At 66.1% G+C, this 17,552-nt stretch carries 19 protein-coding genes; 6 read left to right on the top strand and 13 right to left on the bottom strand.

Going from position 1 to position 17,552, the window contains the following annotated elements:
* Nucleotides 1-13 precede the first annotated feature (13 nt).
* The 11 genes from ACX9OT_RS09305 to asnS all read right to left on the bottom strand — a co-directional run bounded on the left by ACX9OT_RS09305 (nucleotide 14) and on the right by asnS (nucleotide 10,012).
* On the bottom strand, nucleotides 14-1,006 hold the full coding sequence (locus ACX9OT_RS09305) for an aldo/keto reductase (RefSeq protein ID WP_107433077.1): 993 nt from the start codon (nucleotides 1,004-1,006) through the stop codon (nucleotides 14-16).
* The gene (locus ACX9OT_RS09300; protein WP_032127674.1) at nucleotides 1,006-1,692 is read right to left on the bottom strand and encodes a DUF2461 domain-containing protein; all 687 of its coding nucleotides are present in this window, start codon (nucleotides 1,690-1,692) and stop codon (nucleotides 1,006-1,008) included. Before ACX9OT_RS09300 ends, ACX9OT_RS09305 begins: the two co-directional genes overlap by 1 nt.
* Nucleotides 1,689-3,128 carry an exodeoxyribonuclease I gene (gene sbcB, locus ACX9OT_RS09295; protein ID WP_107433079.1) on the bottom strand — a complete coding sequence of 480 codons (1,440 nt, stop codon included), beginning with the start codon at nucleotides 3,126-3,128 and terminating at the stop codon, nucleotides 1,689-1,691. Before sbcB ends, ACX9OT_RS09300 begins: the two co-directional genes overlap by 4 nt.
* Nucleotides 3,128-4,495: an FAD-dependent oxidoreductase gene (locus tag ACX9OT_RS09290; protein WP_132810461.1), complete on the bottom strand. Its 1,368-nt coding sequence runs from the start codon at nucleotides 4,493-4,495 to the stop codon at nucleotides 3,128-3,130. The genes sbcB and ACX9OT_RS09290 overlap by 1 nt, the downstream gene beginning before the upstream one ends.
* Before the next feature lie 31 nt (nucleotides 4,496-4,526).
* Nucleotides 4,527-5,801, bottom strand: coding sequence for a kynureninase (gene kynU, locus ACX9OT_RS09285; protein ID WP_032127677.1), 1,275 nt, complete (start codon nucleotides 5,799-5,801; stop codon nucleotides 4,527-4,529).
* Nucleotides 5,802-6,043: 242 nt separating this feature from the next.
* A complete protein-coding gene (locus ACX9OT_RS09280; RefSeq protein ID WP_049422134.1) occupies nucleotides 6,044-6,565 on the bottom strand; it encodes a 3-hydroxyanthranilate 3,4-dioxygenase in 522 nt (173 codons plus the stop codon).
* Nucleotides 6,566-6,584: 19 nt separating this feature from the next.
* Complete coding sequence (gene can / locus ACX9OT_RS09275; RefSeq protein WP_014037740.1) at nucleotides 6,585-7,247, bottom strand: carbonate dehydratase; 663 nt, start codon at nucleotides 7,245-7,247, stop codon at nucleotides 6,585-6,587.
* Between the two features lie 72 nt (nucleotides 7,248-7,319).
* Entirely contained in the window at nucleotides 7,320-7,958 is a 639-nt protein-coding gene (locus ACX9OT_RS09270; protein ID WP_049400205.1) for an FMN-binding negative transcriptional regulator, read from the bottom strand.
* 7 nt (nucleotides 7,959-7,965) lie between these two features.
* Nucleotides 7,966-8,280, bottom strand: coding sequence for a hypothetical protein (locus tag ACX9OT_RS09265; protein ID WP_006453002.1), 315 nt, complete (start codon nucleotides 8,278-8,280; stop codon nucleotides 7,966-7,968).
* Between the two features lie 7 nt (nucleotides 8,281-8,287).
* Nucleotides 8,288-8,587, bottom strand: coding sequence for a hypothetical protein (locus ACX9OT_RS09260; protein WP_005417403.1), 300 nt, complete (start codon nucleotides 8,585-8,587; stop codon nucleotides 8,288-8,290).
* Nucleotides 8,588-8,617: 30 nt separating this feature from the next.
* Complete coding sequence (gene asnS, locus ACX9OT_RS09255) at nucleotides 8,618-10,012, bottom strand: asparagine--tRNA ligase (RefSeq protein ID WP_197573221.1); 1,395 nt, start codon at nucleotides 10,010-10,012, stop codon at nucleotides 8,618-8,620.
* A 128-nt stretch (nucleotides 10,013-10,140) separates the two neighbouring features.
* Here asnS and ACX9OT_RS09250 point away from each other — a divergent pair, with 128 nt between their 5' ends.
* The 5 genes from ACX9OT_RS09250 (at nucleotide 10,141) to rplI (ending at nucleotide 12,563) form a co-directional block, all read left to right on the top strand.
* Entirely contained in the window at nucleotides 10,141-10,479 is a 339-nt protein-coding gene (locus ACX9OT_RS09250; RefSeq protein ID WP_459001789.1) for a HesB/IscA family protein, read from the top strand.
* Between the two features lie 78 nt (nucleotides 10,480-10,557).
* Nucleotides 10,558-11,100, top strand: coding sequence for a CbrC family protein (locus ACX9OT_RS09245; protein WP_180845375.1), 543 nt, complete (start codon nucleotides 10,558-10,560; stop codon nucleotides 11,098-11,100).
* Nucleotides 11,101-11,329: 229 nt separating this feature from the next.
* The gene (gene rpsF / locus ACX9OT_RS09240; RefSeq protein WP_005410228.1) at nucleotides 11,330-11,767 is read left to right on the top strand and encodes a 30S ribosomal protein S6; all 438 of its coding nucleotides are present in this window, start codon (nucleotides 11,330-11,332) and stop codon (nucleotides 11,765-11,767) included.
* Nucleotides 11,768-11,778: 11 nt separating this feature from the next.
* Nucleotides 11,779-12,009 (top strand): 30S ribosomal protein S18, encoded by a 231-nt coding sequence (gene rpsR / locus ACX9OT_RS09235; protein WP_002804494.1) that lies wholly within the window; start codon nucleotides 11,779-11,781, stop codon nucleotides 12,007-12,009.
* 104 nt (nucleotides 12,010-12,113) lie between these two features.
* Entirely contained in the window at nucleotides 12,114-12,563 is a 450-nt protein-coding gene (rplI, locus tag ACX9OT_RS09230; protein ID WP_005410227.1) for a 50S ribosomal protein L9, read from the top strand.
* A 130-nt stretch (nucleotides 12,564-12,693) separates the two neighbouring features.
* Here the strand turns inward: rplI and ACX9OT_RS09225 are convergent, their stop codons facing one another.
* Nucleotides 12,694-13,128, bottom strand: coding sequence for a hypothetical protein (locus tag ACX9OT_RS09225; RefSeq protein WP_459001786.1), 435 nt, complete (start codon nucleotides 13,126-13,128; stop codon nucleotides 12,694-12,696).
* 9 nt (nucleotides 13,129-13,137) lie between these two features.
* Nucleotides 13,138-13,725: a DUF1963 domain-containing protein gene (locus ACX9OT_RS09220; RefSeq protein WP_180845299.1), complete on the bottom strand. Its 588-nt coding sequence runs from the start codon at nucleotides 13,723-13,725 to the stop codon at nucleotides 13,138-13,140.
* A 311-nt stretch (nucleotides 13,726-14,036) separates the two neighbouring features.
* Here ACX9OT_RS09220 and smc point away from each other — a divergent pair, with 311 nt between their 5' ends.
* Nucleotides 14,037-17,540, top strand: a complete 3,504-nt coding sequence (gene smc / locus ACX9OT_RS09215; RefSeq protein WP_180845298.1) for a chromosome segregation protein SMC — start codon at nucleotides 14,037-14,039, stop codon at nucleotides 17,538-17,540.
* Nucleotides 17,541-17,552 lie beyond the last annotated feature (12 nt).

The following is a 17,552-nucleotide window of genomic DNA, read 5'->3' as shown; positions in this document are numbered from 1 at the left end:
ATGGGGTGAAGACTCAATGACTGGGAGATCCGCGGCCATCACCGAAGGCGTCCACCAGCTGCTGGCGTTCGGCTGCGGTCAGTGCCTCAAGCCGCGTTGCCAGTACTTCTTCCAGGCTGGCGGTGCGGGTGGTACCCAGGATGCCACTGGCCACGCCGGGATGGCCCAGGGCGTAGGCAAAGGCGGTCTGGGCGGGGCGCTGGCTGCGGATGGCGGCCAGCGTCTTCCGCATGTTGCGTGCGCTGTGCATCAGTGTGCGGCTGCTCGGTTTTAGCCAAGCCCTGGCCAGGTACCAGGCATCCGCCGGTCGTGGCAGGCGCGGGCGTGGTGGCAGCAGATGGCCCTGCGCCAGCACTGTGCCGGCCAGTACGCCGATGCCCACTGCGTGCAACTGGTCGATGAGGGGTTCACGGTCCTGCTGCAGGGCGTTGTAGTCCAGAAGCACCACGTCGAACAGCGTGGGATGGTCGATCATCCAGCGCAGGGTCGATGCCGTGTGCGTATTGATGCCGGTGTGCCGGATCAGCCCGCGTTCGCGCAGGCGTTGCAGCGCGGCCAGCAGGTCATCGTTGATGTCGTGCTGGCTGGCACCGTGCAGCTGGTAGATATCCAGGTAATCCAGGCCGAGGTTGCGCAGCGAGGCCTCGCAGCTGGCAGTGATGGCTGCCGGCGAGAAATTGCGTTGCTCGGCGCCGCTGACGCCGGCCTGGCCGGTCAGTGTGCCGCCCTTGCTGGAAATCACCAGCGACTCGCGCGGGTATCGCTTCAGCAACGGGCGCAGGATGCGGCCCAGTCGCGGCTCGGCGTGGAAACCGGAATAGTTGTGGCCGGTGTCCAACAGGTTCACGCCCTGTGCCAGTGCATGCTCGACCACGTGCGCGGCCGACTGTTCAGGGAAGCGGCGATGCCCCCAGAAGCCGGAGCAGCCCAGGCCGATCGGTGAAACGGCCAGGCCGGTGCGGCCGAGCACGCGCCGCTGGCGGGCCAGCGGAAGATCCTGCGACATCAGAACTCCAGGTCCAGCGCGGCGCACAGGTAGTCGACGAACGGGCCGAGCGCGGCCAGGTCCTTGCCCAGCGTGGACAGCAGGCGCGGGCCAGTCATGGTGGCGTCGTCCAGCGAGCGCCACATCACCCAGTTGCGATGCTTGAGGTCGTCGATGAACTCGAAGTCGGCCGGGAAACCGCGGGGGGGCCGCACCAGCTTTTCGCTCTCCTCGAAATCGAAGCGCTTGCGCAGGGCCGGCGCATGCGCGGCGGCCTTCCAGCTGCCCGGGTTGTCGAGGATGAAATGGCGCACGCGACGCTGGGTTTCAGGCTCCGGATGCCACAGGCCGGCACCGACGAAGCTCTCGCCGGGCTGCAGGTGCACGTAGAACGAAGGCGCGGCCACTTCGCGGCGGCGCTCATGGAACAGGCGCGCGCCCTGCCAGGTCTTGTACGGTGACTTGTCGTTGGAGAAGCGCGCGTCGCGATGGATGCGGAACAGCGAGCCGCCGACGCCGCGGGTATCGGCGCGGAAATGGTCGCTGACCTCGGCCAGGGCTGGCTGCAGGTCGCCCAGCAGGCGCAGGAACGGCTGCCGTACGTGGTCTTCATACTGCTGGCGGTGGTCGTTGAACCAGGCCTTGTCGTTGTGCCGCGCCAGGCTGCGCAGGAACTTGAAACTGGCGTCCGAGAAGTAGGTGCTCACAGCGTCTCCTGGAGGTGCTGGCCCCAGTCGCGCAGCGATTGCAGCAGGGCCTGGCGCCGCGCGTCGTCGGGCGCTTCGGCGGCCAGTGCATCGAGCTGCTGCTGGTACTGGGGCAGGTTGAGTTCGCCCAGCCCGCCGTCGCCGAGAAGGCGCTGGCGGCGGTAATCCTGCCAGCGCTGGCGTTCAGCCGGTGCGAGGCTGTCGGGATGATTGCGCGCGCGGTAACGGAACAGCAGCTCCGGCAGGCGCGGGTCGCGGAAGCGGCCTTCCAGCGCGGCCAGCTGCTCCGGCGCGGTGGTGCGTGCCAGCGCAAGCAGCGGCTTGTCGCCATTGCCGAGGAAGCCGTCGTAGAGCGAGGCATCGACATCGGCCACGGTGGCGGTGCGGGGCTGGTTGTAGACCTGCCGGGCCTTCTCGGCCAGCTGCGGGGCGAACGCGCGCAGGCGTTCCACCTTGGCCTCGATCGCGGCCACGTCCAGGCCGAGGCGCGCGTGGTCATCGGCGCGCAGGTGGTTCCAGGCGATCAGCGCGGGCACCTTGTTCAGGTGCACTTCCTTCAGCGGCACCCGCGCCACGCCTTCGGGCAGCTCGCTGGCGCGCATGTACAGGCGCTGTGCGATCACCTCGGCCGGCAGTTCCAGCAGATCGTCGATCTCGCCTTCCAGGTCGAACACGATCACCCGGTTGTTGATGGTCGGGTGCGCGGCCAGCGGCAGCACCGGGGCCGCGCACAGGCGACTGGCCGGGTAGCGCATGGAAATGTGCAGTACCGGCTTCATCGCGGCCACGTCCAGCAGGCTGCCGACGAAGCGTTTGTCGCGCAGCTTCAGCGCGTACTCCCACAGCCGTGGCTGCGACTGCTTGAACAGGCGTGCCATGCCGATGGTGGCGCGTACGTCGGACAGCGCTTCGTGCGCATCGCCTTCGCGCACGTTGTTGGCCTCGGCCAGGTGCTCGAGCTTGAACGAGGTGGCGCCATCCTCGCGCAGCGGCCACTGGATGCCGTCCGGGCGCATCGCGCGCATCAGCCGCAGCATGTCCAGCAGGTCCCAGCGCGAATTGCCGTTGCGCCACTCGCGTTCGTACGGGTCGTGGAAGTTGCGGAACAGGCCGTAGCGGACGAACTCATCGTCGAAGCGCAGCGTGTTGTAGCCCAGCGCACAGGTGCCGGGGCGCGACAGCTGCTCGTTGATGCGATCGAAGGCCTCGGCCTCGCTGATGCCCTCGGCCAGTGCCTGCTGCGGGGTGATGCCGGTGACCAGCGTGGCCATCGGCGAGGGCAGCAGGTCATCGGCCGGGCGCACGAAGAAACTGACCGGCGTGTCGATTTCGTTGAGATCGGCGTCGGTACGGATCGCGGCGTACTGCGAGATGCGCGTGCGCCGCGGGTCCTGGCCGAAGGTTTCCAGGTCGTAGAACAGGAAGCTGTCAGCCATCAGTGCGCCCCCTCCAAGACCGGCAGCTGCGCGTGGATCTGTGCTTCCAGTGCGGTCCAGTCGATGTTGTCCAGTGAATCGTGACCGGCGGTGGCGGCCACCAGCATGTCGCGCTGCAGTTCGGTGCGGCGCAGCGCCTCGGCGTACGGCGTGTGCAGGAAAGTGACCATCGTGTAGTGCGGTACGAAGCGGGTCGGCCAGCGCCGCTGCAGTTCCTGTTCCAGCTCGCGCTGCAGCAGGAAGGCGGGATCGGCCACGCGGTCGCGCATCTCCAGGTAGTTCTCCAGCGCCATCTGCTGGATTGCGCGCGCATTTGGCTTGCGCTCGGCTTCGAACGCGGCGAACGCGCCTTCCAGATCATCGGCCTCCATCAGGTGACGGGCCAGCGCAACGCAGTCCTCGAACGCGCAGTTCATACCCTGGCCATGGAACGGCACCATCGCATGCGCGGCGTCGCCGATCAGCACGGCGCGGCCCTGCTGGTGCCAGCGTTCCAGAGTGAGCGTGCCAAGCAGGCCCGGCGGATGCTGCTCCCAGTCCGCGCGCAGGTTCGGGATCAACGGCAGGGTGTCGACGAACTCGCGCGCGAACAGCGCCTCGGCCTGCGCGCCGGTGTTGACCGTGGCGAAGCTGGGATCGCCCTGGTTGGGCAGGAACAGGGTGACGGTGAAGGTGCCTTCGTGGTTGGGCAGGGCGATGCACATGTAGTGGCCGCGCGGCCAGATGTGCAGTGCATTGCGCTCGATGCGGAAGCTGCCATCGGCAGCCGGCGGGATCTCCAGCTCCTTGTAGGAGTGGTCGAGGAAGGCGATGTCCTCACCCAGCGGCGCGCGCCGGTTCATCGCCGCACGCAGTGCCGAACCGGCACCGTCGGCACCGATCAGGGTGTCGAAACGGATGTCGTGCGGGCTGTCGTCACGGTCATCGATGAAGCGTGCGTAACCCGCATCGAAATCGACGGTGTGCAGGCGGCGATGGAAGTGCACGGTGGCGCCGGCCTGTTCGGCCAGCTCCAGCAGCGTGGTATTCAGATCACTGCGGTGGATCGACCAGATCACTTCGCTGTCGTCGCGACCGTAGCGCTGCAGCTGCGGCTCGCCGTCGCGTGGATGCACCATGCGGCCGCGCATCATCACCGCGCGCGCCATCACTTCGTCCTCGACGCCCGCCTGACGCAGTGCGTTGCGCCCACGCTCGGCCAACGCCAGGTTGATCGAGCGGCCGCTCTCGTAGTCGGCCACGCGTGGATCGCCGCGGCGTTCGTACAAGGTGATGCGCCAGCCCTGGCGTGACAGCAGGATGGCCAGCAGGGACCCGGCAAGGCCGGCACCGATAATGCTCAACGAGCGGGAAGCGTGTGCGATCAACGAACTGTCCAGCAGTAGGGGAGGGGCCGGCTTAGAGGCCGGCCCAGGCTTCCACTTCCTCGACGAAGTGGTGCACGTCCAGGTAGCGGTTGTAGAGCGGCGTGGGCGAGATGCGGATCACGTCGGGCTCGCGCCAGTCGCCGAGCACACCGATACCGCGCAGATGCTCGAACAGCGCACGGCCGCGCTCGCGGCCACCGATCACACGCAATGACAGCTGGCAGCCACGGCGCTGCGGCTCGGCCGGGGTGATGATGTCGAGCACGCCGGACAGGCGTGCACGCACCAGTGCTTCGAGCATGCCGGTCAGTGCCAGCGACTTGCTGCGCAGCGCCTCCATGCCGGCGCGCTCGAACAGGTCCAGCGAGGCGCGCAGCGGCGCCAGGCCGAGGATTGGCGGATTGCTCAGCTGCCAGCCTTCGGCACCGATGGCCGGGGTGAACTGCGGCGCCATCTGGAAGCGGGTGGATTCCTCATGGCCCCACCAGCCGGCAAAGCGCGGCAGGCTGGTGTCGCGGTGATGGCGCTCATGCACGAACGCGCCGGCCACCGCGCCCGGGCCGCTGTTGAGGTACTTGTAGTGGCACCACACGGCGAAATCAGGGGCCACGTCATGCAGGCGCAGCGGCAGGTTGCCGACCGAGTGTGCCAGGTCGAAGCCGATACGCGCGCCCTGCAGACGTGCGGCGCGGGTGATCGCATCGAGGTCGAAGGCCTGGCCGGTGCGGTACTGCACGCCAGGCCACAGCACCAGCGCCAGGCGTGAACCGTGCTCGGCGATGGCATGCTCGATCGCGGTCAGTGAAATCGTGCCGTTGGCCTCGTCCGGCTGCACTTCCACCAGGCACTCGGCCGGGTCGAAGCCATGGAAGCGGATCTGTGCTTCCACCGCGTGGCGATCGGTCGGGAATGCGCCGGCTTCCATCAGGATCACCGGGCGCTCGGCCGTGGGCCGGTAGAAGCTGACCATCATCAGGTGCAGGTTCACGCTCAGCGTGTTCATTGCAACTACCTCGCTGGGCAGCGCACCGACCACGCGGGCCAGCTGCGCGCTCACCAGGCGGTGGTAGGACAGCCACTGTGTCGGGCCGGTGAAGTGGCCTTCCACCGCCAGCTCGCCCCACTGCTTCATCACTTCCTGCACGGCCGCCTGCGCGCCACGCGGCTGCAGGCCCAGCGAGTTGCCGACGAAGTAGGTCTGCTCGCCGCCGCCATGGCGCGGAATCAGGAATTCATTGCGCAGCGGGCGCAGCGGATCGGCGGCGTCCAGGGCAATGGCGTGGGTGCGGCTGAGCAGGTCGGACATGGTCGGGCAACAGGCTGCAACGGGACCGCCAGTGTAGCGCCTGGGCCAGGGCCCGGTAGCAGCCGACCCTGCACCAGCGCCGCATGACCCGGTTGCCGCCAACCTTGGTTGGCGCACGTACAAGCAAGCGCCCACCAAGGTGGGCAACTACCAGAGCGGGGGCAAGCGCCCACCAAGGTGGGCAACTACCAGAGCGGGGGCGAGCATGCGCCCACCGAGGTGGGGAACTACCGTTCGATGGCTCAGCCCGCCGCTGGCGCCGGCAGCGGGTCCACGTGCCCGCACTCGCTGCAGGTACGCAGTTCCAGGCTGGCGTGATAGCGCGCGAACACTTTGGGCAGGTCGGTCTCGATGTTCTGCAGCGGGAAATACTCTTCGTGCAGCTTGTGGTTGCAGCGCTCGCAGTGCCAGATCACGCCGTCCATCTCGTGCGGCAGGCGCTTGCGCTCGACCACCAGACCGATACCACCGGGCGGGCGCCGCGGCGAGTGCGGAACCTTTGCCGGCAGCAGGAAGATCTCGCCGGCGCGGATCGGAATGTCGCGCACCGCGCCGTCTTCCTGCACCTTCAGCACCATCTCGCCTTCGAGCTGGTAGAACCACTCCGGGCCTTCGTCGTAGTGGAAGTCGGTACGCGAGTTCGGCCCGCCCACTACCATCACGATGAAGTCGCCGTTGTCGATCATCTTGTTGCCCACCGGCGGCTTCAGCAGGTGGCGGTTTTCTTCGATCCAGGCGTGCAGGTTGATCGGCGAAGCGAGCATGGTGGTCATCCGTAAGGGATCAGTCGCGCTTGCCCTTGCGCGGGACGTAGGACAGGGCCTTTTCATAGGCGGGCTGCAGTTCTTCCTGCGAACCGACGTCGATGCCCATCTCGCGCACGCGTCCGTCCTTCAGGCTGTAGACCCAGCCGTGCACCATCAGCTTCTGGCCGCGGGCCCAGGCGTCCTGCACGATGGTCGAGCGGCACAGGTTGGCCACCTGCTCGATCACGTTCAGTTCGCACAGGCGTGCGTGCTTGAGCTCGTCGGTCTCGATCGCATCAAGGATGCCGGTGTGCTTCTGCATCACGTCGCCAACGTGGCGCAGCCAGTTGTCGGCCAGGCCGACGCGGGTGTTGTGCAGGCAGGCATGCACGCCGCCGCAGCCGTAGTGGCCGACGATCAGGATGTGCTTCACCTTCAGCTGGTCCACCGCGTACTGCACCACGCTCAGGCAGTTCAGGTCGGTGTGGGCGACCACGTTGGCGACGTTGCGGTGCACGAACACTTCGCCCGGGGCCATGCCGATGATCTGGTTGGCCGGTACGCGCGAATCGGAACAGCCGATCCACAGGTATTCGGGGTGCTGCTGCTTGGCCAGCTGGTGGAAGAACTCGGGGTCTTCCTTCTCGATGCGGTCGGCCCAGTCGCGGTTGTTCTGCAGCAGTTTGTGGATGTCTTTCATGTATGGGTCCCTGGCGTCGGGTGGGGGCTCGCCGCAGCCGTCCGGCTGCGTCGTCGCGGGAATCTGGGGCGTTCAGTCGCTGCGGGCGGCCTGTTCGCGGTGCCAGCGCATCCACTGCGCCAACTCGGTGGAAGCGGGGGTGCCCAACTGTTCCAGTTCGGCGATCACCGCGCGCTGGTTCGCATCGGGATGGTTCTGGCTCAGCTTGAGCTTCAGCTGCACCTGTTCGACCTGGAAGCGGAAGCCGACGATGGCGCGCAGCTCCGGGCCATGTTCGGCACGCGTGGCATCGAACTGCCAGGCCTGGCCGACACTCGCTTCGAAGCGGTCGCTGATCGCGCCGACCAGTTCGGCCAGCGCCTCGGTATCGTCGAAGGTCTGCAGCTGGCCACGCAGCTCGGCAGCGGCGTAGTTCCAGGTGGGTACCCGCGCAGCGGGCTCCTTGTCCGGATACCAGCTGGCCGAGACGTAGCCATGCGGACCATCGATCAGTACCTTGGCCGCGCCGCGGTGGCGCGACTGCGGGTTGGCGCGCGCCCAGTGGCCGCGCAGTTCGATCTGGTCGCCGTCACGCCGGTACAGCACCGGCATCCGGGTCAGCTCCGGCAGGCCATCGCTGCCGGGCGTGAGCACGGTAACGAACGGGTCGCGCGCCAGCAGGCGGTCCAGCCAGAGCAGGTCGGTCTCGGCGAAGGCGCGCGGGGTGAACATGCAGGGGTCAGGCGCGCCCGCCCAGCGACTGGATCATGCGGCCGCGCAGGCCCTCATCGCTGTCGGCCTGCGGCGGCTGCACTTCGTGCAGGCTGAAGCCGCGCACCAGCGCGTCTTCCTCGTCCAGGCCGTCGTACTCGACGAATTCGGCGTCGAACAGCTGCGAACGCGCGGTGTCTTCGCTGTCATAGCTCAGCGTGTTGCCATCGCTGTCGAGCACTTCGGCGGTGCCGGCCGGGCGCACGCGCAGGCGCGCCCAGATCAGGGTGTTGCCGAGGCTGGCCAGCCACCAGCTGTCGCGCGAGGCGGTGATGTCATTCATGGATGTGTTACCAGAGCGAGGCCAGCCAGAGCAGGGCGGCCATGCCCAGTCCGGCCAGCAGGGTCAGCAGCGATACCCAGGCCGGCGTCGCCAGCCCGGACAGCGAGCGGTCCGGCTGCTGGCGATAGTCACGGCGCAGCAGCCAGGCCAGGGCATCGGGCTTGAGGAAGGCACCGCTGCCGAAGCGCTCGGCGAGCGCCGGATGGCGATCGCGTACGTGCACCAGGGTCAGCGGCCAGAAGATCACGAAGGCACTGAACCCGGCCACTGCAACGCCGACGAAACAGAGGGCGAAGAACAGGGTCATGGGAGCGGTACCTCCGTGGTCGTGTGGGGCTTAGAAGTCCGCGCTGCCCGGGGCGCGCGGGTAGGGGATCGCATCGCGGATGTTGGACAGCCCGCAGACGTACACCACCAGGCGTTCGAAGCCCAGGCCGAAGCCGGCGTGCGGCACCGAACCATAGCGGCGGAAATCGCGATACCAGCTGTAGTGCTCACGATCCAGGCCGAACTGGGCCATGCGCGCGTCCAGCACTTCCAGGCGCTCTTCGCGCTGGCTGCCGCCGATGATCTCGCCGATGCCCGGGGCCAGCACGTCCATCGCGGCAACGGTCTTGCCGTCGTCGTTCAGGCGCATGTAGAAGGCCTTGATGTGCTCCGGATAGTTGGTCACCACCACCGGGCGGCCGACGTGTTCTTCGGTCAGCCAGCGCTCGTGCTCGGTCTGCAGGTCCAGGCCCCATTCGACCGGGAAGTCGAACTTCTTGCCGGACTTCTGCAGCAGGCTGACCGCATCGGTGTAGTCGATGCGCTCGAACGGTGCGTTGATGAAGTCTTCCAGCTTGGTGATCGCGTTCTTGTCCACGCGCTCGGCGATGAAGGCCAGGTCGTCGCTGCGCTCGTTCAGCACCGCACGGAACAGGTACTTCAGGAACTCTTCGGCCAGGCGTGCGTCTTCGGCCAGGTCGGCGAAGGCGATTTCCGGCTCGATCATCCAGAACTCCGCCAGGTGGCGGGTGGTGTGGCTGTTCTCGGCGCGGAAGGTCGGGCCGAAGGTGTAGACCTTGCTCAGCGCCAGGCAGTAGGCCTCGACGTTCAGCTGGCCGGACACGGTCAGGAAGGTTTCCTTGCCGAAGAAGTCGCGGCTGAAATCGATCGCGCCCTTCTCATCGCGCGGCAGGTTCACCATGTCCAGGGTGGACACGCGGAACATCTGGCCGGCGCCTTCGGCGTCGGAGGTGGTGATGATCGGGGTGCTGATCCAGTTGAAGCCGTTTTCGTGGAAGAAACGGTGCACGGCCTGGGCCAGGCAGTTGCGGATGCGGGTGACCGCGCCGAACAGGTTGGTGCGCGGGCGCAGGTGCGCCACTTCGCGCAGGAACTCCGGCGACATCGGCTTGGGCTGGATCGGGTAGGTGAGCGGGTCTTCGACCCAGCCGACCACTTCCAGCGTGCTGGCCTGGATCTCGAACGACTGGCCCTTGCCCTGCGACTTCACCAGGGTGCCGGTGGCGATGACCGAGCAGCCGCTGGTCAGGCGCTTGATCTCGTCGAAGTTGGCCAGGCTGTCGCCGGCCACGACCTGGATCGGCGCGAAGCAGGAGCCGTCGCTCACATTCACGAAGGCCAGATTCGCTGAACCGCGCACCGTGCGCACCCATCCGCGTACCGTGACTTCGCCGCCTTCCGGGATCTTCCCGGCAAGCGCATGTTCAACGCTGACCACCGTCATGACTTGAATCCTCTGCTGATCGACTCGATCTGTGAACACGGGAGTTTACCGGTTGCAGCGTTCTGCTTGCGAGGCATTTTTCGCGGCAACGGCTCCTTATAATGTCCCCGTACCTCTGGAGTAGCCCCATGGCCGTCAGCCTGACCCCCATCGCCTTCGAGCGCGTGCAGCGCTTTGTCGCCCAGACCCCCGGTGCGCTGGGCCTGCGTTTCGGCGTGACCAAGACCGGTTGCTCCGGTTGGGGCCACATCACCGACCTGGCACGCGACGAGCGCGAGGGCGATACCGTGTTCGAGCAGGACGGCGTGAAGATCTATGTCGACGCCAAGAGCCTGGCGCTGGTGGACGGCACCGTGATCGACTTCGGCAAGCACGGCCTGAGCGAAACGTTCACGTTCAGCAACCCGAACGCCACCGCCGAGTGTGGCTGCGGTGAAAGCTTCACCACCGAGGCCGACAAGGCCTGAGGGCTGGTTCTGGCGTCCGCCGGGCATGGCCGGGCGCTGGTAGATGCCGACCTTGGTCGGCAGGGAAGGGATCCACGGATGGAACGACCGCTTTTCATTTATCACCCCAACGCCTACGCCCTCTCCTTCGAAGAGGTCGACGGAATCTGTGACTGCTGCGGCCAGCCGCGCACACTGCGCTACCGCGGGCCGTTCTACGCCCGTCTGCGTCCGGATTACCTTTGCCCTTGGTGTATCGCCGACGGCAGGGCGGCGGCCAGCTACGAGGGTGAATTCACCGGCTGGAGTGATATCGAAGGGGTCTCGCCAGACCCGGCCGACCCGCCGCCGAGCATCGCTCGTGAGCTGCTGCTGGAGATCTGCGAGCGCACGCCGGGCTACCCGTCCTGGCAGCAATCGGTCTGGCTGAGCCATTGTGAACGGCCCTGCGCCTTCCTCGGTTTCGCCGGCAGAGACGATCTGCTGCCCATCCTCGACCAGGTCCGGCCCGATGTGGCGGAGGTCAATCCGCGCGACGCCGACTGGGTGCTGGCGCACCTGAGCCGGGACGGGATGATGGTCGGCTGCCTGTTCCAGTGCCTGGAATGCGGCCAGCATCGCCTTCACGTCGACCTGGGGTGAATCCAGGCGGATTCTTGGGCTGTGCGGGGCTCCGGTAGCGGCCAGCCTGGGTCGGCATGGGGGCTGCGCCCCCGGTTCAGGTTGCCCTGTGACCCGCCGGTTGCCCGGCACCCCCATCTGCGCCATAATGCGCGGCTTCCTGCCTCCCGGCGGGAATCCTTGCCCCACCGCGGTATCAACGGCGGGGGGCTGTCCGGCCGCAAGGCCACATCCGAAAGGTAGAAAAAACATGAGTCGTCATTACGAAATCGTGTTCATGGTCCACCCGGACCAGAGCGAGCAGGTCCCGGCCATGATCGAGCGCTACAAGTCGCTGGTCGAGAACGGCAACGGCACCATCCACCGTCTGGAAGACTGGGGCCGCCGCCAGCTGGCGTACCCGATCCAGAACCTGGTGAAGGCCCACTACGTGCTGATGAACATCGAAGCCGACCAGGCCGTTCTGAACGAACTGACCGAAAGCTTCCGCTTCAACGACGCCGTGCTGCGCAACCTGGTCATCAAGCGTGACGAGGCTGACACCGAGCAGTCGCTGATCATGAAGAGCAAGGACGAGAAGGGTGACAAGCCGGAGCGCGGTGAGCGCCGTCGTCGTGACGACGAAGAAGGCGAGTCCAACAACACCGCTGACAACGAAGCCGGCGACGACGCCGCTTCCGCCGCCTAAGGAGCCTTCCCATGTCCAAGTTCTTCCGTCGCCGCAAGTTCTGCAAGTTCACTGCTGAAGGTGTGAAGGAGATCGACTACAAGGATCTCAACACCCTGCGCCAGTACCTGACCGAGAACGGCAAGATCGTGCCGAGCCGCGTCACCGGTACCAAGTCGAAGTACCAGCGCCAGCTGGCGACCGCCGTCAAGCGCGCTCGCTTCCTGGCCCTGATCCCGTACACCGACAACCACGACGTCTGATGCCAGCGGGGCGGCCCGGCGCCGCCCCCGCTGTGCCAGCTATTCGGACAGCCTTTGTTGCGGGGCATCGCCTCGCTAACGAATAACTTATCTGGAGCAATACCATGCAGCTGATCCTCCTGCAGAAAGTCACCAACCTCGGCAACCTGGGCGACCTGGTCGACGTGAAGCCGGGCTACGGCCGTAACTTCCTCGTGCCGCAGGGCAAGGCCGTGCCGGCCACCGAGAGCAACAAGGCCGAGTTCGAAGCCAAGCGCGCCGAATACGAAGCCAAGGCCCAGGCCATCCACGCTGACGCCGAAGGCCGCAAGGCCAAGCTGGAAGGCGCGAGCGTGACCATCGCCGCCAACGCTTCGACCGAAGGCAAGCTGTACGGCTCGGTTGGCCCGCGCGACATCGCCGAGGCCTTCACCGCCGCCGGCCTGCCGCTGGAAAAGAGCGAAGTCATCCTGGGCGAAGGCGCCTTCCGCAACATCGGCGAATACGACGTGCTGGTCCACCTGCACGCCGACGTCGAGACCACCGTCAAGGTCGTCGTCGTCGCCGAAGCCTGATCCCACGCCGCAAGGCCTGGAATCACCGCAGAACGGGCGCCCGCAAGGGTGCCCGTTTTGTTTTGGGCGAGCGCGGGACATGTAGAGTCGAGCCATGCTCGACTTGCTCTTCGCCCTGCATCACTTCCTGCTAGACGGCCTCACCCAGGAAGTGGCGCTCAAACTCCGCGAGTGCACTGGCAGCATCTGTCCGCAGCTGCTCGTGCTGGAGCAGTTCTCCGGCGCGACGCGCCCGTTCGATCATCATGCTGATACAGGTCGCCATGTCTGCTGATACAACGGGCACGAGGGCGCTTCTGTCGATGGTTTTCCAGGGCTGGCAGGCGTAGACCATATCCATGGTCAATAGCTGCTTTTTTAGGAACAGCTTCAAGCGGTCTGGTCCACTCGGTTCGAATGCCACAATCGCCCCGGAGACCCGAAGAGCGACTCCGAATTTGGTGATGGATCGAAGATAGTTCCCCGTCACATGACGATCGAAGCAGATGTTCAGCTGTCTCTGGAGTGGGGCAAAAAGAGCGCCTGACGGAGGATCGCCGTAATGGCCGCTGATCTGTATCTGCATGGGCAGCTCTCAAGTGGTCTGGATTACGAATCGACCGCAATCCATCGAAGGTGAGGGAATGTTGCGATCAAGCAACAAGTAGCCCATCCCGCCGATCAGGATTCCTCGATGCGTCGGCGCTGCCGTATCAAGATCGAATGCGTCGAACTGAAGGACGAACGCCAGATCCTCCGATTCGTCATCCTGTAGCCAGTGTGGCCGCCCACCAATCTTTGAACTTCCATGAGGTGCTTCACCCTCAGCCGTCGCCGCCCCAGCGCAAATGCGGAGCGGCCCAATTGGCTCGCAGGGAGAAGCTCTTGGTGCATGCCCGGGACAATGAGCAATCACGCGACCGCCTTGGTCCATGGCTTCTTCGAATCTCTGCTTGCCCGAGGTGAGGTACGGCGTAAAGACCGAAATGATCAGCTCGGGCGCGATATCCAGTCCGGCGACGTGGCTTCGAATGAATGCGCCCGGAAAGCTGGCCAGATGAAGCAGTGCGTGTCCATGGATGCTGGTTGGCCAAGGGGTGCGGGCATCCAGCCAAGTGGTCCCGCCGAGCACGGGAGCGGCCGTCGCGTCGTCGGCGGGGCTAAAGGAAAGCGGTCGATGCATCCCTCCATCCTGCACGGCTTCAGATGTGCAGGGCGGCGGTGTGGTTAATAAAACAATTAATATCAATGGCTTGCGATTTGATCGGCGACCTGGAAATCCGTCGCGCGGGGCGCAAAGCGACATCTGGACCCATTTCAAGCGCGCTCCGCGCCGGTCATCCCGCCCGTGGAACATTCGCGCCGTTATACTCATTCCATTGTGTCACCCTTGGCTTCATTGAATTCTTTTGAAATCAATGGCTTGAGGTGCTGGCTGACCTGACATCCACAATACGGACGCCCCCAAGGCGCCTGTTGGAACCCAATCACGCCATGCGTCTTTCCACGATCAAGCTGTCCGGCTTCAAGTCGTTCGTCGATCCGACCACCCTGCACCTGCCGACCAACATGACCGGCGTGGTGGGGCCCAATGGCTGCGGCAAGTCGAACATCATCGACGCCGTGCGCTGGGTCATGGGCGAGAGCTCGGCCAGCCGCCTGCGCGGCGACTCGCTGACCGACGTGATCTTCTCCGGTTCCAATGCCCGCAAGCCGGTCTCGCAGGCCACCGTCGAGCTGATCTTCGATAATTCGGACCACACGATCTCCGGCGAGTACGCCTCGTTCAACGAAATCTCGGTCAAGCGCACGGTCAGCCGCGACGGCACCAGCAACTATTACCTCAACGGCACCAAGTGCCGTCGCCGCGACATCACCGACCTGTTCCTCGGCACCGGCCTGGGCCCGCGCAGCTACTCGATCATCGAGCAGGGCATGATCAGCCAGATCATCGAGGCGCGCCCGGAAGACCTGCGCGTGTACCTGGAAGAGGCGGCCGGCATCTCCAAGTACAAGGAGCGCCGCAAGGAGACCGAGACCCGCATCCGCCACACCCGCGAGAACCTGGACCGGCTGGGCGACCTGCGCGACGAGATCAGTAAGCAGCTCGAGCACCTCAAGCGCCAGGCCAAGCAGGCCGAGCAGTACCAGGCCCTGCAGGAAGAGCGCCGGGTCAAGGATGCCGAGTGGAAGGCCCTGGAGTTCCGCGGGTTGGACGGTCGCCTGTCCAAGCTGCGCGAAGGGCTGTCGCAGGAAGAGACGAAGCTGCAGCAGCTGATCGCCGACCAGCGTGACGCCGAGGCCCGCATCGAGACCTCGCGCGTTCGACGCGAAGAGGCCGCCGATGCGCTGAACACCGCGCAGGCTGCGGTCTACCAGGTCGGCAGCACGCTGGCGCGCCTGGAACAGCAGATCCAGCACCAGCGCGAGCTGTCGCAGCGCCTGCACAAGGCGCGCGACGAGACCCGCCAGGCACTGGCCGAACTGGGCCAGCACATCAGCGGCGACGAGGCCAAGCTGATGGTGCTGCGCGAAGCGGTCGAGGCCGCCACCCCGCAGCTGGAGGAGCTGCAGGAAGAAAACGAGATAAAGCAGGAAAGCCTGCGCGAGGCCGAAGACCGGCTGGCCAGCTGGCAGCAGCGCTGGGAACAGCACACTTCGCAGAGTTCGGAGGCCTCGCGCGCCGGAGATGTCGAGCGCACGCGCGTGGACTACCTGGACAAGCAGATCCTCGATGCCGACCGCCGTCGCGAGGCCCTGGCCGCTGAGCGCGCCGGGCTGGACGTGGACGCGCTGGAAGAAGCTTTCGAGCAGCTGCACCTGCAGCACGACACGCAGAAGACCGCGCTGGATGAATTGAGCGAAGACGTCGAGCTGCGCAAGCAGGGCGTGGCGGAAGTGCAGGAACAGCAGCGCAATGGCCAGAACGAACTGGCCGAACTGCGCAAGCAGGCCAACGGCCTGCGCGGTCGCCTGGCTTCGCTGGAAACCCTGCAGCAGGCTGCGCTGGGCCAGGAGCAGGGCGCTGCCGTGGCGTGGCTGAAGGCGCGCGGGCTGGATTCGGCGGCGCGTGTCGGCGAACGTCTGGACGTCGATGCCGGCTGGGAAAATGCGGTGGAAAGCGCGCTTGGCCAGTTAATCGAAGGCGTGCTGGTCGATGACCCGGGCAGCCTGGTTGATGCCCTCGGCGAACTCGGCGATGGCCACATTGCGCTGGTTGCCAGCGCGGGTGCCGACGTCAAGGCTGCACCGACTTCGCTGGCGGCCCGCGTGCGTGGCCCGGCCGCGATCCGTCGCCTGCTTGCGCACCTGCATGGTGCCAAGGACCTGTCCGAGGCGAAGGCCCTGCAGGCCAACCTTCCGGAAGGCGATTCGATCATCACCCAGAGCGGCGAACGCCTGGGCCAGGGCTGGCTGCGTGTATCGCGCTCTGGTGCGGCCCAGCAGGGCGCGCTGCTGCGCGAACGTGAGATCAACGAGCTGCGCGAGCAGATCGAGCAACTGCAGGATCGCGAAGCCGAGCTGGAAGAACAGCTGAGTGGTTTCCGTGAGCAACTGCAGGCCGCCGAGCAGCACCGCGAAGACGCACAGCGTGCGCTGTACCAGGCCCATCGTGCGGTCTCTGAACTGGCTGGCCAATTGCAGGGGCAGCAGGGCAAGGTGGAGGCGGCGCGCACGCGCATCGACCGCATCGAAGGCGAACTGAAGCAGCTGCAGGAAACGCTGGAAGCCAATAACGAGCAGGCGCGTGAAGCGCGCTCGCGGTTGGAAAACGCGGTCAGCAGCATGGGTGACCTTGAATCGACCCGGCAGGGGCTGGAGGGCGAGCGCCGCCAGCTGACCGAGGCCCGCGACCTGGCACGCGATGCTGCACGTGCGGTGCGTGAGCGCTCGCATTCGCTGGCCCTGACCCTGGAATCGCAGCGTGCGCAGCTGGCTTCACTGAGCCAGGCGCTGGAACGCATGGGCACCCAGCGCGGGCAGCTGGATTCGCGACTGGGCGAACTGCATTCGCAGCTGGACGAAGGTGATTCGCCGGTCGAGTCGCTGCAGGCCGAGCACCAGAACGCACTGGAAGAGCGTGTGCGGGCCGATCGCGTGCTGACCGAGGCGCGCACGCTGCTGGACGGCATCGACGCCGAGCTGCGCAATTACGAGCAGACCCGTCACCAGCGTGACGAACAGGCGCTGGCCCAGCGCGAGCGTATTTCGCAGCGCAAGCTGGACCAGCAGGCGCTGGTGCTCAGTGCGGATACCCTGCAGGGCGCGGTGGAGAAGGCCGGGTTCGTGCTGCAGGACGTACTCAACGCACTGCCCGAGGATGCCCGCCTGGGCGACTGGGAGCAGGCCGTGCACCAGATTGATGGCCGCATGCGCCGGCTGGAGCCGGTCAACCTGGCTGCGATTCACGAGTATGGCGAGGCCTCGCAGCGCTCGGACTACCTGGATTCGCAGCACGCCGACCTGACCACGGCGCTGGAAACCCTGGAAGATGCCATCCGCAAGATCGACCGCGAGACCCGCGGCCGCTTCAAGGACACCTTCGATCGCGTCAACGCCGGCGTGCAGGCGCTGTATCCGCGCCTGTTCGGTGGTGGCCACGCCTACCTGGAACTGACCGGTGAAGACCTGCTCGACACCGGCGTGACCATCATGGCGCGCCCGCCGGGCAAGCGCGTGTCCAGCATCTCGCTGCTGTCCGGCGGCGAGAAGGCGATGACCGCGGTGGCGCTGGTGTTCGCCATCTTCCAGCTCAACCCCGCGCCGTTCTGCCTGCTGGACGAGGTGGACGCGCCGCTGGACGAAGCCAACGTCGGCCGCCTGGCCAACATGGTCAAGGAGATGAGCGAAAAGGTGCAGTTCCTGTTCGTCAGCCACAACAAAGCGACGATGGAGGCCGCGCACCAGCTGTCGGGCGTGACCATGCGCGAGCCGGGCGTCAGCCGCCTGGTCAGCGTGGACCTGGAAGAAGCCGCGCGATTGGCGGGCGCGGCCTGACGTGCCATCCTA

Source organism: Stenotrophomonas genospecies 3 (genome assembly GCF_054473855.1).
Note: the sequence above shows the minus strand (reverse complement) of the source record. Positions and strands in the feature narration are given on the sequence as shown.

Excerpts from the sequence above, each read along its gene's own strand:
- ACX9OT_RS09305 (WP_107433077.1), bottom strand. The coding sequence starts at position 1,006 with ATGTCGCAGGATCTTCCGCTGGCCCGCCAGCGGCGCGTGCTCGGCCGC.
- sbcB (WP_107433079.1), bottom strand. The coding sequence starts at position 3,128 with ATGGCTGACAGCTTCCTGTTCTACGACCTGGAAACCTTCGGCCAGGAC.
- kynU (WP_032127677.1), bottom strand. The coding sequence starts at position 5,801 with ATGTCCGACCTGCTCAGCCGCACCCACGCCATTGCCCTGGACGCCGCC.
- ACX9OT_RS09280 (WP_049422134.1), bottom strand. The coding sequence starts at position 6,565 with ATGCTCGCTTCGCCGATCAACCTGCACGCCTGGATCGAAGAAAACCGC.
- can (WP_014037740.1), bottom strand. The coding sequence starts at position 7,247 with ATGAAAGACATCCACAAACTGCTGCAGAACAACCGCGACTGGGCCGAC.
- ACX9OT_RS09270 (WP_049400205.1), bottom strand. The coding sequence starts at position 7,958 with ATGTTCACCCCGCGCGCCTTCGCCGAGACCGACCTGCTCTGGCTGGAC.
- ACX9OT_RS09265 (WP_006453002.1), bottom strand. The coding sequence starts at position 8,280 with ATGAATGACATCACCGCCTCGCGCGACAGCTGGTGGCTGGCCAGCCTC.
- ACX9OT_RS09260 (WP_005417403.1), bottom strand. The coding sequence starts at position 8,587 with ATGACCCTGTTCTTCGCCCTCTGTTTCGTCGGCGTTGCAGTGGCCGGG.
- asnS (WP_197573221.1), bottom strand. The coding sequence starts at position 10,012 with ATGACGGTGGTCAGCGTTGAACATGCGCTTGCCGGGAAGATCCCGGAA.
- ACX9OT_RS09250 (WP_459001789.1), top strand. The coding sequence starts at position 10,141 with ATGGCCGTCAGCCTGACCCCCATCGCCTTCGAGCGCGTGCAGCGCTTT.
- ACX9OT_RS09245 (WP_180845375.1), top strand. The coding sequence starts at position 10,558 with ATGGAACGACCGCTTTTCATTTATCACCCCAACGCCTACGCCCTCTCC.
- rpsF (WP_005410228.1), top strand. The coding sequence starts at position 11,330 with ATGAGTCGTCATTACGAAATCGTGTTCATGGTCCACCCGGACCAGAGC.
- rpsR (WP_002804494.1), top strand. The coding sequence starts at position 11,779 with ATGTCCAAGTTCTTCCGTCGCCGCAAGTTCTGCAAGTTCACTGCTGAA.
- rplI (WP_005410227.1), top strand. The coding sequence starts at position 12,114 with ATGCAGCTGATCCTCCTGCAGAAAGTCACCAACCTCGGCAACCTGGGC.
- ACX9OT_RS09225 (WP_459001786.1), bottom strand. The coding sequence starts at position 13,128 with ATGCAGATACAGATCAGCGGCCATTACGGCGATCCTCCGTCAGGCGCT.
- ACX9OT_RS09220 (WP_180845299.1), bottom strand. The coding sequence starts at position 13,725 with ATGCATCGACCGCTTTCCTTTAGCCCCGCCGACGACGCGACGGCCGCT.
- smc (WP_180845298.1), top strand. The coding sequence starts at position 14,037 with ATGCGTCTTTCCACGATCAAGCTGTCCGGCTTCAAGTCGTTCGTCGAT.